The organism is Variovorax sp. EBFNA2, from assembly GCF_033802765.1.
GTDB lineage: Bacteria > Pseudomonadota > Gammaproteobacteria > Burkholderiales > Burkholderiaceae_C > Variovorax > Variovorax paradoxus_H.
Map to the genome: position 1 here is coordinate 5361760 of NZ_CP138496.1, position 14510 is coordinate 5376269.

The window sequence follows — 14510 nt, forward strand, 5'->3', positions numbered from 1 at the left end:
CCCCCCATGGACTACCCCGGCAATATCTTCGTGGTCGCCGCGCCCAGCGGCGCCGGCAAATCGAGCCTGGTCAAGGCGCTCATGGAGCTCGACTCGGCCGTTCAACCCTCGGTCTCCCACACCACGCGCCCGCCGCGCGGGCAGGAAAAGCACGGCCGGGAGTACTTTTTCGCCTCCCCGACCGAGTTCGACGCCCTGATTGCGGCCGACGGCTTCGTGGAATGGGCCCACGTGCACGGCCACCGCTACGGCACGTCGAAGAAGGCGGTCGAGGAGCGGGTGGCCCTGGGCACCGACGTGATCCTCGAAATCGACTTCCAGGGCGCGCTGCAGATCCGCAAGACCTTTGCCAACGCGGTCATGATCTTCATCCTCCCACCCAGCTGGGAAGAGCTGCGTTCTCGCCTCGAGCGGCGCGGCGAAGACAGCGCGGCGGTCATCGAACTGCGCCTGAAGAACGCGGCCGAAGAGATGGCCCAGGCCGGAAAATTCGATTTCGTTATAATCAACGAGTTATTTGAGCGCGCACTTTTCGATCTCAAGGCGATCGTCCACGCGCAGCGGCTCCGGTATTCCGCACAGCGCAGAGCACGTGCCGATACGTTCGCCGCACTGAACATCCCTTGAAATCCCCGCTCACCGACCGAAAGAATTCATCATGGCCCGCATCACCGTCGAAGATTGTCTCGTTCAGATTCCGAACCGCTTCCAGCTCGTTCTCGCCGCGACCTACCGCGCGCGCATGCTGAGCCAAGGCCACGCGCCCAAGATCGAGAGCAAGAACAAGCCCGCCGTCACGGCCCTGCGCGAAATCGCCGAAGGCAAGATCGGCATCGAGATGCTCAAGAAAGTGCCGGGCTGATCTGACGCAGCCCTGCAACGAAAAGGCACCGCATTGCGGTGCTTTTTTTACGTCTGGACGCGTCCATAGAGCGGTCACGCTAAAGTGATAGCCATGAGCGCGGTCGCCAAACCCCCGTCCCCCACGCCGAAACCGAGTCCGGCGGCGTTGAACGCGGCCGCCGCGAGTTTTGCCGCATTGACGGCCCGCCTCGACTACCTGAGCCCCGAAGACACCGAGCTGGTGCGCCGGGCCTACCGCTTCGCCGACGAGGCCCACCTCGGGCAGCTGCGCAACAGCGGCGAGCCGTACATCACCCATCCCATCGCCGTGGCGGCGCAATGCGCCGAGTGGAAGCTCGACGCCCAGGCGCTCATGGCCGCGCTGCTGCACGACGCGATCGAAGACTGCGGCGTCACCAAGCCGGAACTCATCGAGCGCTTCGGCGCCCCGGTTGCCGAGCTGGTCGACGGGCTCACCAAGCTCGACAAGCTGCAGTTCAACACGCGCGAAGAAAACCAGGCCGAGTCCTTCCGCAAGATGCTGCTGGCCATGGCGCGCGATGTGCGCGTCATCCTGGTCAAGCTGGCCGATCGCACGCACAACATGCGCACGCTGGCCGATGCGCCGCGCGAAAAGTGGGCCCGCATTTCGCGCGAAACGCTCGAGATCTACGCCCCCATCGCGCACCGGCTGGGCCTGAACCAGACCTACCGCGAGCTGCAGGACCTGTCGTTCCGTCACCTCAAGCCCTGGCGCTACGCCACGCTGGCCAAGGCCGTCGCCAAGGCCCGTGGACGACGACGCGACCTGATCCAGAAGGTGCAGAAAGAGGTCGAGACGGCCTTCTCCGCCGCCAGCATGACGCTGCGCATCGCGGGGCGCGAGAAAACGCTCTATTCCATCTACCGCAAGATGGAAGAAAAGCACCTGAGCTTTGCGCAGGTCACCGACATCTACGGCTTCCGGCTCATCGTGCCGAACGTGATCGCCTGCTACACGGGCCTGGGCATCCTGCACCAGATGTACAAGCCGCTGCCCGGCAAGTTCAAGGACCACATCGCGATCGCCAAGCTCAACGGCTACCAGTCGCTGCACACCACGCTGGTGGGGCCGGCCGGCGTGAGCGTGGAGTTCCAGCTGCGCACCGAGGCCATGCACGTCGTGGCCGAATCGGGCGTGGCCGCGCACTGGCTCTACAAGGCCGCAGAGCCCAATGCCGCGAGCAACGACCGGCTGGGCACCAAGTGGCTGCAGTCGCTGCTCGACATCCAGGACGAGACACGCGACGCCGCCGAGTTCTGGGACCACGTCAAGGTCGACCTGTTCCCCGACGCCGTCTACGTCTTCACGCCCAAGAGCCAGATCATGGCGCTGCCGCGCGGCGCGACGGTGGTCGACTTCGCGTACGCCATCCACAGCAACATCGGCGACCACACCTCGGCCGCGCGCATCAACGGCGACCAGGTCCCGCTGCGCACCGAGCTGAAGAACGGCGACGTGGTCGAAGTGATCACGGCACCGGTGTCGACGCCCAACCCCGCATGGCTGGGCTTCGTGCGCACTGGCCGGGCGCGCTCCAAGATCCGCCACTACCTGAAGACCCTGGCGCATGCCGAGTCCGAAGGCCTGGGCGAAAAGCTCCTGGCGCAGGCGCTGCGCGCCGAAGGCCTCGGCAAGCTGCCCGAGGAAGACGGAGAACACCAGGCGCTGTGGGAGAAGCTGCTGCGCTTCACCGGCAACCGCACCCGCGCCGAACTGCTGACCGACATCGGCCTGGGCAAGCGCATCGCGAGCATCGTCGCCAAGCGGCTCATGGCACTGATGGCCGAGATCGGCGAACGCCCCGACGCCCTTCTCCTGAGCCGCGAGCGCTTCACCTCGCACGAGGCCGTGTCGCAAGGCGCGGTGACGCTCGACGGCAGCGAGAACTCTTCGGTGCGCTTCGCACAGTGCTGCCGCCCCATTCCCGGCGACCAGATCGTCGGCTACCTCGGGCACGGCGAAGGGCTGGTGGTGCACACCGACGACTGCGGCGTCGGCCAGCGCTTGCGCAACAAGGACAGCGAACGCTTCTTCGCGGTCGAATGGGCCGACGAGCCCACACGTGCCTTCGAGACCGGCGTGGTCATCACCGTCCGCAACGACAAGGGCGTGCTGGCCCGCGTGGCGGCCACCCTGGCCGACGCCGAAGCCGACATCACCCACGTGGAAATGGCCGACGAGACCCCGCAGGACTCGACCGACCTTCGCTTCGTGATCGCGGTGCGCGACCGTTCGCACCTCGATGCCGTGCTGCGTGCCGCGCGCCGGACCGCGTCGGTGCTGACCGCGGCGCGGACGATTCCTGCGCCCTGACCTTCTTCGTCAGTTCGCTGGCGTGCGCGGCGCCGGGTAGCTCACCGACAGGATCTCCACTTCGTGCGCCCCGCCGGGCGTGATGAGCTTCACCACGTCGCCTTCACGCGCTTTCAGCAACGCTCGTGCGATCGGGGAAATCCAGCTGACCTCCGACTTGGCACTCTCGGCCTCGTCGATGCCGAGGATCGTGACGCTGCGCTCGTCGCCGGTCTCGTCGGCATAGCGGACCGTGGCACCGAAGAAGACCTGGTCGCGCCCGTGGTGCACCGACGGGTCGGTGATCTCGGCGATCTCGAGCCGCTTGCCGAGGAAGCGGATGCGCCGGTCGATCTCGCGCAGGCGCTTCTTGCCGTAGAGGTAGTCGCCGTTCTCGGAGCGGTCGCCGTTCTTCGCAGCCCAGTGCACGGCCTCGACGACCTTGGGGCGCTCCTCGTCCATCAGCTGCAGCAGTTCGTTTCGCAGGCGCGCGTAGCCTTCGGGCGTGATGTAGTTCTTGCTGCCTGCCGGCAGCGGGGGCATCGCGCCGCCTGCGCCGTCATCGTCGTCGTCCGCATCGGCGTCCGACTCCTTGGTGAATGCCTTGTTCAATGCAGAGCCCTTCAAATCGGAAATACTGGGCGCCCTTGCCGCGCCCTACAAGCCGGTGAGTTTGCCGCAACCGCAATGCCCAGGAGACAGAAGCCCCCGTGATCGCCAACAGACACTTCTCACGCCGCTGCAGCACCTCGGCGAGGCTTCATTTTGGCGTTCTCGCGGCCCTTGCCGGCGTGCTGTTCGCCCTCCCCTTCGGCACCTACGCCAGAACGCAGACCTGCTTCGTCGTCAGCATCCACAGCGGCGACACCGTGACCGCCCGCTGCGGCGACGTGGCCAGTGCCAACGCTTGGCGCCGCGTGCGCCTGCAGGGCATCGAGGCACCGAAGCCCGGGCAACCCTTTGCAGACAAGGCCCGACAGAAGATGCACGACATGGTCCGCCTGAAGCCGGCGGACGTCGACTGCGACGATCCCACATCCCACGCTCGCGAACGCATCTGCCGCGTGATGGTGACGCCGGACTCGGCGCCCAGCGGCCCGAGGACGCTCGACGCAGGCCTGGCATTGCTGACTGTCGGATTGGCGCGCTGGCAGCCCGCGCAGGCGCAGCGCCTGTCGCCCCAGGAGCGCGGGCAGTACGAATTCGCGGAGGAAGAAGCGAAGGCCAAGCGGGCCGGCCTCTGGAAGGACGCGCGACCGGCGCGTCCCTGATGCGGGCACGGCGCAATGACCGGCCAAAGAAAAAGGGTTAGCTCGAAAAACGAGCTAACCCTTGAAGAGTGGTGCGGCTGGCAGGAATTGAACCCACGACCCCTTGGTTCGTAGCCAAGTACTCTATCCAACTGAGCTACAGCCGCACAGCTTTCGATTATAGCGTGTTTTTTCTCGCCTCCAAACCTTTGTGATCGAAAGCTGAAAATGCCAACGAAAGCAACCTTCAATGAAGCCTGTTGTGACGCATCTCGTCCACGCTGCGCCAAAGAGGCCCATCCGACCCGGTACACTCCGCCCCGCCCGGAATAGCCTGGGCCGCCGTAGGCAACACGGCGCCATACCATCCAAGGAATACTGAATGAACCGCATCGAACTGGTCGAGAAGATCGCCACCACCCACAACCTGAGCAAGGCCGAGGCCGCACGCGTGCTCGAAACGATCACCAGCAGCGTCGTCGCTGCCGTGAAGAAGGGCGACTCGGTCCAGCTGGTCGGCTTCGGTACTTTCAAGCAAGTCGCACGCGCTGCACGCTCGGGCTTCAACCCCCAAGCCGGCACCAAGATCAAGATCGCCGCCACCAAGGTGCCGAAGTTCGTCGCCGGCGCTGCCTTCAAGGCCGCCATCGATCCCAAGGCTGCCAAGCGCAAGGCTGAAAAGGCCGCTGCTGCACCCGCTGCCAAGAAGGCCGCCGCTCCCAAGAAGGCTGCTGTTACGAAGGCAGCTGTCACCAAGGCAGTCGTCGCCAAGGCTCCCGCCAAGAAGGCTGTCGCCAAGAAGAAGTAAGACTTGCGGTGCGACGACGGCTGCGCAGGCTTGGCCTGGCAGGTGTCTGTATCGACGTCAAGAAGCCGCCTTCGGGCGGTTTTTTTGTGGGCACGTGCCGCGCAGCGAATGCGGGCAGCGAAACCCTCTCTGCGAGGGCCTCAAACGAAAATAGCCTGGAAGAGAAACCCTTCCAGGCTATTCGAGAGATGGTGCGGCTGGCAGGAATTGAACCCACGACCCCTTGGTTCGTAGCCAAGTACTCTATCCAACTGAGCTACAGCCGCGCAGCCTTGAATTCTACCCTGCCGAAAGCGCTGTTCCGGCGAGGCCGTCAAAAAAGCTTCATGGCCTTTCGCAGCGATGGCCTCAGGCCACTTGCTCAGCGCCCGCCTTGCGCCCCATCAGCCTCCCGGCCAGGCGCTTCACCAGCAGGTAGAACAGCGGCACGAAGAAGATGCCCAGCGCCGTTGCTGCAAGCACGCCGCCGAACACACCGGTGCCGATCGCGGTCTGGCTGCCCGAGCCCGCGCCGGTGGCAAGCGCCAGCGGGATCACGCCCGCCAGGAACGCCAGCGATGTCATCAGGATCGGCCGCAACCGCAGGCGCGCGCCTTCGGCCACCGCTTCGAGCAGCGGCACGCCACGCCGCAGCGCAGCCTCCGCAAACTCGATGATCAGGATCGCGTTCTTGGCCGACAGGCCGATGGTCGCGAGCAGGCCGACCTGGAAGTAGATGTCGTTCGACAGCCCGCGCAGCGCCGCCGCGATCACCGCGCCGAGCACGCCCAGCGGAATCACCAGCATCACCGAGACCGGCACCGACCAGCTCTCGTACAGCGCCGCCAGACACAGGAACACCACGAGGATCGACAGCGCGAACAGCAGCGGCGCCTGCCCGCCCGACAGCCGTTCCTGGTACGAGAGGCCGCTCCAGGCCTGTCCCGTGCCGCTCTGCTGCTTCGCGAGGCTCTCGATGGCCGCCATGGCCGTGCCCGAGCTGATGCCCTGCGCGGCCGCGCCCTGGATCTGCACCGCGGGCACGCCGTTGTAGCGCTCCAGTTGCGACGCGCCCTGCGACCAGCGCGTGGTCGCAAACGCCGAGAACGGCGTCATCGCACCCGTGCTGCCGCGCACGAACCACTGGCTGATGTCGTCCGGCGCCGAACGGTACGGCGCATCGGCCTGCACGTACACGCGCTTCACGCGGCCGCGGTCGATGAAGTCGTTGACGTAGCTGCCGCCCCAGGCGATGCCCAGCGTGATGTTCACGTCGTCCAGCGACAGCCGCAGGGCCGAGGCCTTCAGCTGGTCGATGTCGACCTGCAGCTGCGGCGTGCCGGCCACGCTGTTCGCGCGCACCGACTGCAGGCGCTTGTCCTTGTTGGCCTCGCGCACCAGCGTCTCGCGCGCCTGCAAGAGCCGCTCGGCACCCATGCCCGAGATGTCCTGCAGCCAGAACTCGAAGCCGTTCGATTCGCCCAGCCCTTCGATGGGCGGCGGCACCATGCCGAAGACTTCGGCGTCGCGCTGCTGCCTGGCCAGCGCCTTGCCCGCACGCTCGACGATGGCCTGCGCGCGCTTGTCCGCACTGGCGCGCTCGGACCAGTCCTTCAACGAGACAAACGCCATGCCCATGTTCTGCCCCGAGCCGCTGTAGCTCCAGCCGGTGAGCGTGAAGATGGTGTCGGTCGTGTCCTTCTCGGTTTCGAGAAAGTGCTTTTCGATGGCGCGGTTCACTTCGTCGGTGCGACCCGCCGTGGCACCAGCCGGCAGCGTCGCGATCACCATCACGCTGCCCTGGTCCTCTTCGGGCAGGAAGCCACCGGGCAGGCTCAGGTACAGCAGGCCCATGCCGGCCACGATGGCGACGTACACGGCCGTGAAGCGCAGCGGCTTGCGCAGGATGCGGCCCAGCACGCTGACGTAGCCGCCTTGCGCAGCATCGAAGCGGCGATTGAACGCGCCCAGGAAGCCACGCGTGCGCGGCGGCACGCCGGGCTTCAGGAAGCGCGCGCACAGCGCCGGAATGAGCACGATGGCCACCACCACCGACAGCACCATCGACGCGATGATGGTCACCGAGAACTGTCGGTAGATCACGCCAACCGAGCCGCCGAAGAAGGCCATCGGCAGGAAAACCGCCGACACCACCACCGCGATGCCGACCAGCGCGCCGGTGATTTCCTTCATCGACTGGATCGTGGCCGCCTTCGCATCGAGCCCCTCTTCATGCATGACGCGCTCGACGTTCTCCACCACCACGATGGCGTCATCCACCAGCAGGCCGATGGCCAGCACCATGCCGAACAGCGTGAGCACGTTGATCGAATAGCCGAAGGCCGCGAGCACGCCGAAGGTGCCCAGCAGCACCACCGGCACGGTGATGGCCGGGATCACCGTGGCGCGCCAGTTCTGCAGGAAGAGGAACATCACGACCACCACCAGCGCGATGGCCTCCAGCAGTGTCCGGATGACCGACTGGATCGAGATCCTGACGAAGCGCGTCGTGTCTTCCGCGTAAGCCACGCGCAGGCCCGCGGGCAGCGAGCGCTCCAGTTCGGCGATGCGCGCCTTCACCGCACGGGCCGTGGTCAGCGCGTTGGCACCGGGCGCCAGCATCACGGCCGAGCCCGCGGCCGGGTGGCCGTTCAGACGCGTGGTCTCGGCGTACGACTCGCTGCCGATTTCCACGCGCGCCACGTCGCCCAGCCGCACCACCGCACCATCGGCCTGCGTCTTGAGCACGATGCCCTTGAACTGGTCGGGCGTCTGCAGCCGCGAGAGCGCGGTGACGGTGGCGTTCAGGTGCTGCGTCGGCGCCGACGGCCGCGCGCCGATCTCGCCCACCGACACCTGCGTGTTCTGCGCGGCAATCGCGGCCGTGACGTCGGACGGCATCAATTGATAGCTGGCGAGCCGGTGCGGATCGAGCCAGATGCGCATGGCGTACGCCGCCCCGAAGGCCTGCACCGAGCCCACGCCGTCGACACGGCTGATCGGGTCGCGCAGGTTGCTGGCCATCCAGTCGGCGATGTCGGTGTCGGTGCGCTGGCCGGTCTCGTCGTAGAGCGCCACGATCAGCAGGAAGTTGTTCTGCGACTTGGCGACCGTCACGCCCTGCTGCTGCACCGCCTGCGGCAGGCGGCTGGTAGCCTGGCTGACCTTGTTCTGCACCTGCACCTGCGCGGTGTCGGGGTCGATGCCCTGGCGGAAGGTGACGTTGATCTCGGCCCAGCCGGCCGAGCTGCTCGTCGACTTGAAATACATCAGGCCGTCGATGCCCTTGAGCTGCTGCTCGAGCACCTGCGTCACGCTGTTTTCCACCGCCTGCGCCGAGGCGCCGGGGTAATTGGCGGACACGACCACGGTGGGCGGCGCGATGTCCGGGTACTGCGACACCGGCAGCGTGCGAATGGCCACGCCGCCGGCCAGCATGATGAGGATGGCAATGACCCAGGCGAAGACGGGCCGCTGGATGAAGAAATTGGCGATCACGGGAGGTTCTTGTCGTTTCTTAGTCGGCGGGCGATGCGCCCGCCGTGGACACCGGCACCGGCTTCACTTTTTCGCCGGGGCGCGCGCGCTGCAAGCCGTCGACCACGAGGCGGTCGCCGTCGCGCAAGCCCTGGGTCACGACCCAGTGCTCGCCCTCGGCGCTGCGCACTTCGAGCGCGCGCAGTTCGACCTTGTTGTCGGCGCCCACCACCAGCGCGGTGGGTTCGCCCTTTTCGTTGCGCGCCACGCCGCGCTGCGGCGCCAGGATGGCCTGGCGCTCCACGCCGGACTCGACCTGCGCACGCACGTACATGCCGGGCAGCAGCAGCCCGTGCGGGTTCGGGAATTCCGCGCGCAGCGTGACCGAGCCGGTGGCTGCATCGACGCCCACTTCGGAGAACTTCAGCGTGCCGGCATGCGGATAGGGCAGGCCGTCTTCCATGCGCAGGCCGACCTTGGTGCTGGCCGGCGCCATGTCGCCCGAGATGAAGCGCCGCTTGAGCTTCGTCAACTCCAGGCTCGACTGCACGACGTCGACGTAGATCGGGTCGAGCCGCTGGATCGTGGCCAGCGCCATCGCCTGGCCGGGCGCCACGAGCGCGCCTTCGGTCACGCCCGAGCGGCCGATGCGTCCCGCGATGGGCGCGGTGATGCGCGTGAATTCGAGGTTGATGCGCGCCGCCTTCACAGCCGCCTGCGCGGCCTTCACGCCGGCCTGTGCCTGCACCAGCGCGGCCTGCGCCTCTTCGTGTTCCTGCCTGCTGACGGCGTTCGCCTTGACCAGTTCGCCGAAGCGCTCGGCCTTGCCACGCAGGCTCGCGATGGTGGCTTGCGAGGTGGCCAGCGCAGCCTGCGCCTGCTCGTGCGCGGCCTCGAACGGACCGGGCTCGATCTCGTACAGCACCTGGCCTGCGCGAACCATGCCGCCTTCTTCGAACAGCCGCTTGCGCACGATGCCGTTGACCTGCGGCCGCACCTCGGAGACGCGGTAGGCGGCCGTGCGGCCCGAGAGCTCGGTGTGCACGGCCACGTCGCCGGCGTGCAGCGCGACCACGCCGACTTCGGGCGGCGGATCATCGGTGGTGGAGGCCTGCTTGGCGCCGCATGCAGCGAGCGCGAGCAGGGACATCGGAAGCAGAAGCTTGAATAGCGGGGTCATGGCCATCGGCAATCACGGTGCGGTACGACGCGCACGGGAGATCGCCCGGCTGGTTACATCTGCACCAAAATGATGCATTCTGCCTTCGATGCTGCGGTGCAACCTGAAGGAATCCTGTGTTCGCTGTAGGTGAAAGCGGCTCCGGACGCGAGCCCCGCGCCAGGATCAACGACCGCGCAACTTCGCGATGCTGAAACCCAGTGCCACGGCCACGCACAAGAACGCCAGCACGGCCAGCCAGGCAGAGCTGGTGAAGTAATAAGCGCCCAACGCCGCGCCCGCGGCCACGAAGGCGCCCAGCCATTCCAGGGCGGGGTCGAGCCAGTTCCTCGCCACCTGCGGCTTGGGGTTGGCGAACGCGCGATCGGATGTTTCGGCCTGCTGCCTGGGCAGAGGTTGGCGGGTCTTCCTCTGCCGCGGGTCGGGGAAGCGCTCTCGCAATTGGGCCGGGGGCCAGGCGCCGTCGCTCGATGAGGAAAGGCCGGCCAAGGTCCAGATCGGATCGGTGTCGTACCTCGCCAGATCCGCCATGAGGCTTGCGAGCGCCTGGCTGTCGTGCAGGTGGTCGACGCCGTCGAGGTCAGCGCGCAGCCATGGCTCGGCATCGGCGGCGTCCGGCAGGCCGTCGGTGCGCAGCAGGATGTGGTCTGCGAAGTGCTGCGCAATCAGCGCTTCAAAGGATTCGTAGATTGGACGATAGCGTTCGCCGACGGCACCGATGACGGCTTCGCGCCGCTGCGTCAGCCGGGCAACCGCCGTGGCCTTGTCGACGACAAGGTAGGGAAACGTCGCCTCGGCGCCGAAGTCCGCCAGGCATTCCTCGCGGTCGACCGCCGAGGCTTCGTCGCTGATGTCGTACGCGTCGATGAAGCGTGCATGCCGGATGTCGCCTGCGCTGAAGAGCGCCCGCCAGAACAGCGGAAAGAACGCGTTGGCTTCCAACTCGGCGCCATCGCCGAAGAAACCACGCCATTCGTCGCGGCTGCCTTCCGGCATCCTGGGCAAGGAAGAACTGGACAGGTAAACGGGATGTGACATGCGCCCCCTTCGATGTGGGATGTTGCGGCCGGGGCATCTTAGTCGGGCACTTGCCGACGCCCTGGCCTCACCGCGCGGACCTGGGCTTCACCTTGCGTTGTGTCTCGAGGCCGACGAATTCGAGAAACCGGGCCAGCAGCGGCGACGGATTGTCTTTGGCATAAGCGACCGCGATGCCGCTGGTCAGGCCGCGTGCTTCTTCCTTGAGCGGCCGGAAGACCACGCCTTTGCGCTTGACGTTCTGCAGCGACGCGGAGATGAACGCGATGCCCCGTCCCTCCGCGATGAGCCCCAGCAGGATGTGGTGGTCGTCGGGCTCGGCCACCGTGCGCGGCTGGAAACCGATCCGCTCGAAGAAGGCCTGGCAATGGTCGTAGAAGCCGGGATTCAGCCGGCGCTCGAACCGGAAGATCGATTCGCCGCGCAGGTCGTCGAAGCCGAGCCGGCGTTTGCGCGCCAGCGGATGGTTCGCCGGCAGCGCCGCGATGACGGGCTCCTCGCGCAGTGTTCGCACCTCGAGCCCGCGTGCCTCCGTGTGCAAGCCGATGAAGGCCACGTCCATGGCCCCGCTCTTGATGTCGCGCACGAGGTGGATGGAATGCTTGCCCTTGCTGACGATGCGCCAGTCCGGAAAGCGCTTCTGCAAGGGCTCGAACACGTCGGGAATGGCACTGCGGTCGAAGACCGTCGTGTAGCCCACGACGAACTGGCCACCCTTGGCACCGCTGGCGGCCCTCGCGGCCGCCACCGCCTTGTCCGCCTGCGCCAGCGTCAATCGGGCTTCCGGCACCAGGGCCGCCCCTGCCCGCGTCAGCGTCATGCCGACCTTGGTGCGCACGAACAGCGCCACGCCGAGCTGTTCTTCCAGCTGACGAATCTGCCGGCTCAGCGGGGGCTGGGAAATGTGCAGGCGGGCAGCCGCGCGCCCAACATGCAGCGCCTCGCTGACCGCGAGGAAGTACCGGAACTGCCGCAGGTCGATCGCTCCATTCATACCAAAAAGGTATCACACAAAAGGTATTGGATGCGGGTGCGCCGCCTTCGTAAATTGCATCCATGAACACACACGAAAGCAATCCGATGGCCGATGAACGGTATGCGCGCGGTTGGGCCAAGCTCAAGGAAGTCGATGGCCAGGCGGGCGAGAACGTCATCGACAGCCTCAAGGACATCGCCCCCGACTTCGCCCGCCTGCTCATCGAATTTCCGTTCGGCGACATCTATTCGAGGCCGGGGCTCGACCTCAAGGTGCGCGAGCTGTCCGTGGTGGCGGCGCTCACGGCCATGGGCAACGCCTTGCCGCAACTCAAGGTGCACATCCACGGTGCCCGCAACGTGGGCTGCACGCGGCAAGAGATCGTCGAAGTCATCATGCAGATGGCCGTCTATGCCGGTTTTCCTGCGGCGCTCAACGGCCTGTTTGCGGCCAAGGACGTCTTCTCCCAGGAGGTGCCGGCATGAAGCCGTTTCTCCGCGCTGCATGGCTGGTTCTTCTCATGGCGATCTTGCCGGGCCAGTCCGCCCTGGCCCAACCCCGACCGACCGGCACCTGGACGCTGGACCGCACGGCCACCCACGAAGGCCTCGGCTCGCCGGTCGGCATGGCCTACGACGCGAGCGGCAACCTCTACGTCGCGAACTGGTCCGCCGGCAACGTGGTGCGGTTCGCCCCTTCCGGCGAGCGGACGGTCTTCGCCAGCGGGCTCAGCGGCCCCTCGGGGCTGGCCATCTCGTCCAAGGGCGACGTCTATGTCGCCTCCTACAACGAAGACCTGGTGTGGCGCTTCACACCGCGCGGCGACAAGGCCGTCTTCGTGCGCGGGCTGGCGACCCCTGCGGGGTTGTCCTTCGATGCACGCGGCCGCTTGCTGATCGCGAATCGCAGGACCCACCAGATCCTTGCCGTGCGCCCGGACGGAGCGATCGACGTCGCGGCGGAAGGTTTGCAGACACCGGTCGGCGCCGTCGAACTTCCCAATGGCGATCTGCTGGTCAGCAATATCGCCGGCGGAATTTCCCTGGTGTCGGGCGGAACGAAGGCCAAGGCGATCAACACCGACTTGCGCAGCCCGGGCCCCGGCATCGTTGCGGCAGGCGCGGACGCCGCCTATGTGGTCGACTACGGCGGCACCACGGTCAGCCGCATCGACCGCAACGGCGTGCGCCAGGTCATCGCCGACGGCCTGAGCAGCCCCGTGGGTCTGGCACGCGCGCCGGATGGCAGCCTGACGGTGGCAACCTGGGGGGCCAACGCCACCTTCCGGATTCGTCGGCCATGACCCAGCGCTTCAACGCAGTGGAGAGCCTTGATGCCGAGGCAAACCACCGGTCTCGCCAGGACAGCACGGGATGGGCCGTGGCATCTGCATCGACGTGCAGGGCGACCCGGCCGACCGGGTCGAGCGCCACCAGAAGCAAAAAGAGCTTGCTATCCAATAGATAGCAAGCTCTTTCACCGTGACGGCATTTTTCTGGTGGTAGGCCGTGAGTGGCTTGAACACTCGACCAACGGATTATGAGTCCGCTGCTCTAACCAACTGAGCTAACGGCCCACGCGGGCACGATTCTATGCGCCGCGCGCGGCCGGCTACTTGCGATAGCTCAGCGCGTTGCTCACCAGCCGCGACGTGATGTCGACGATCTGGATCATGCGGTCGTAGGGCATGCGGGTCGGGCCGATCACACCCAGCGTGCCCACCACCTGCCCGTCGACCTCGTAGTTGGCGCTGACGATCGACAGCTCCTCGAAGGGCACGACCTGGCTTTCGCCGCCGATGAAGATGCGCACGCCCTCGGCCTTGCTCGACACGTCGAGCAGCCGCATCAGCTGCGCCTTCTCCTCGAAAAGGTCGAAGGCGCGCCGCAGTTGCCCCATGTCGCTGGAGAAATCGGTCACCGACAGCAGGTTGCGCTCGCCGGAAATCACGACGTCGTCGGCCTGGGCATCGGTGAGCACTTCGGAGCTGACCTGCACCGCGGCCTGCATCAGCGCGGCGATTTCACCGCGCAGCTTCTCGACCTCGGACTGCAGCCGGTCGCGCACCTGCTCGATCGTCAGGCCCGCGAAGTGCGCATTGATGTAGTTCGAGGCCTCGACCAGCTGCGACTGCGAGTAATCGGACTCCGGAAAGATCACGCGGTTCTGCACGTCGCCGTCGGGCGACACGATGATCACCAGCAGCCGCCGCTCCGAGAGGCGCAAGAATTCGATCTGCTTGAACACCGAGGCGCGCCGCGGTGCCATCACCACACCGACGAACTGCGACAGGTTCGACAGCAGGTGGGCGGCGTTGGCGATCACCTTCTGCGGCTGGTCCGCCGCCAGGGTCGGTGCGCTCATCTGCTCGCGTTGTGCGGTCAGCATGGTGTCGACGAAGAGCCGGTACCCGCGCGTCGTCGGCACGCGTCCGGCCGAGGTGTGGGGACTTGCAATGAGCCCCAGCGCCTCGAGGTCGGACATGACGTTGCGGATGGTCGCGGGCGAGAGATCCAGCCCCGCCGAACGCGAGAGCGTGCGTGATCCGACGGGTTGCCCATCGGCGATGTAACGCTCGACCAGCGTCTTCAACAGCAACTTGGCACGGTCGTCCAGCATTGCAA

General features: G+C 66.5%; 13 protein-coding genes and 3 tRNA genes. 7 read left to right on the forward strand and 9 right to left on the reverse strand.

Annotated elements, in window-relative coordinates; all coding sequences use genetic code 11:
* Positions 1–6 precede the first annotated feature (6 nt).
* The 3 genes from gmk (at position 7) to RZE79_RS25210 (ending at position 3199) form a co-directional block, all read left to right on the forward strand.
* Positions 7–627: a guanylate kinase gene (gmk, locus tag RZE79_RS25200; RefSeq protein WP_056573336.1), complete on the forward strand. Its 621-nt coding sequence runs from the start codon at positions 7–9 to the stop codon at positions 625–627.
* Between the two features lie 31 nt (positions 628–658).
* Entirely contained in the window at positions 659–862 is a 204-nt protein-coding gene (rpoZ, locus tag RZE79_RS25205; protein WP_013543330.1) for a DNA-directed RNA polymerase subunit omega, read from the forward strand.
* A gap of 93 nt (positions 863–955) precedes the next feature.
* Positions 956–3199, forward strand: a complete 2244-nt coding sequence (locus tag RZE79_RS25210; protein WP_319357313.1) for a bifunctional (p)ppGpp synthetase/guanosine-3',5'-bis(diphosphate) 3'-pyrophosphohydrolase — start codon at positions 956–958, stop codon at positions 3197–3199.
* A gap of 9 nt (positions 3200–3208) precedes the next feature.
* On the opposite strand, the gene greB is transcribed toward RZE79_RS25210, so the two are convergent.
* A complete protein-coding gene (gene greB, locus RZE79_RS25215; protein ID WP_319357314.1) occupies positions 3209–3790 on the reverse strand; it encodes a transcription elongation factor GreB in 582 nt (193 codons plus the stop codon).
* A gap of 179 nt (positions 3791–3969) precedes the next feature.
* Between greB and RZE79_RS25220 the strand changes: the two genes are divergently transcribed.
* Positions 3970–4449, forward strand: coding sequence for a thermonuclease family protein (locus tag RZE79_RS25220; protein ID WP_319357315.1), 480 nt, complete (start codon positions 3970–3972; stop codon positions 4447–4449).
* Positions 4450–4518: 69 nt separating this feature from the next.
* On the opposite strand, the gene RZE79_RS25225 is transcribed toward RZE79_RS25220, so the two are convergent.
* Positions 4519–4595 (reverse strand) — tRNA-Arg (locus RZE79_RS25225).
* A gap of 215 nt (positions 4596–4810) precedes the next feature.
* Between RZE79_RS25225 and RZE79_RS25230 the strand changes: the two genes are divergently transcribed.
* The gene (locus tag RZE79_RS25230; RefSeq protein WP_062476298.1) at positions 4811–5236 is read left to right on the forward strand and encodes an HU family DNA-binding protein; all 426 of its coding nucleotides are present in this window, start codon (positions 4811–4813) and stop codon (positions 5234–5236) included.
* Positions 5237–5425: 189 nt separating this feature from the next.
* Here the strand turns inward: RZE79_RS25230 and RZE79_RS25235 are convergent.
* The 5 genes from RZE79_RS25235 to RZE79_RS25255 form a co-directional block, all read right to left on the reverse strand.
* Positions 5426–5502 (reverse strand) — tRNA-Arg (locus tag RZE79_RS25235).
* A gap of 82 nt (positions 5503–5584) precedes the next feature.
* Positions 5585–8713 carry an efflux RND transporter permease subunit gene (locus tag RZE79_RS25240; protein ID WP_319357316.1) on the reverse strand — a complete coding sequence of 1043 codons (3129 nt, stop codon included), beginning with the start codon at positions 8711–8713 and terminating at the stop codon, positions 5585–5587.
* A gap of 19 nt (positions 8714–8732) precedes the next feature.
* Entirely contained in the window at positions 8733–9842 is a 1110-nt protein-coding gene (locus RZE79_RS25245) for an efflux RND transporter periplasmic adaptor subunit (RefSeq protein ID WP_319357317.1), read from the reverse strand.
* Positions 9843–10037: 195 nt separating this feature from the next.
* Entirely contained in the window at positions 10038–10868 is an 831-nt protein-coding gene (locus tag RZE79_RS25250; protein WP_319357318.1) for a hypothetical protein, read from the reverse strand.
* A 109-nt stretch (positions 10869–10977) separates the two neighbouring features.
* Positions 10978–11904: a LysR family transcriptional regulator gene (locus RZE79_RS25255; protein ID WP_319357319.1), complete on the reverse strand. Its 927-nt coding sequence runs from the start codon at positions 11902–11904 to the stop codon at positions 10978–10980.
* Between the two features lie 62 nt (positions 11905–11966).
* Between RZE79_RS25255 and RZE79_RS25260 the strand changes: the two genes are divergently transcribed.
* Positions 11967–12371: a carboxymuconolactone decarboxylase family protein gene (locus tag RZE79_RS25260; protein ID WP_319357320.1), complete on the forward strand. Its 405-nt coding sequence runs from the start codon at positions 11967–11969 to the stop codon at positions 12369–12371.
* A complete protein-coding gene (locus RZE79_RS25265; protein ID WP_319357321.1) occupies positions 12368–13189 on the forward strand; it encodes an NHL repeat-containing protein in 822 nt (273 codons plus the stop codon). Before RZE79_RS25260 ends, RZE79_RS25265 begins: the two co-directional genes overlap by 4 nt.
* A 196-nt stretch (positions 13190–13385) precedes the next feature.
* Here RZE79_RS25265 and RZE79_RS25270 read toward each other — a convergent pair.
* Both RZE79_RS25270 and hrcA read right to left on the reverse strand, forming a co-directional pair.
* Positions 13386–13462, reverse strand: a tRNA-Ile gene (locus RZE79_RS25270).
* A 35-nt stretch (positions 13463–13497) separates the two neighbouring features.
* The gene (gene hrcA, locus RZE79_RS25275) at positions 13498–14505 is read right to left on the reverse strand and encodes a heat-inducible transcriptional repressor HrcA (protein ID WP_319357322.1); all 1008 of its coding nucleotides are present in this window, start codon (positions 14503–14505) and stop codon (positions 13498–13500) included.
* Positions 14506–14510: the final 5 nt, after the last annotated feature.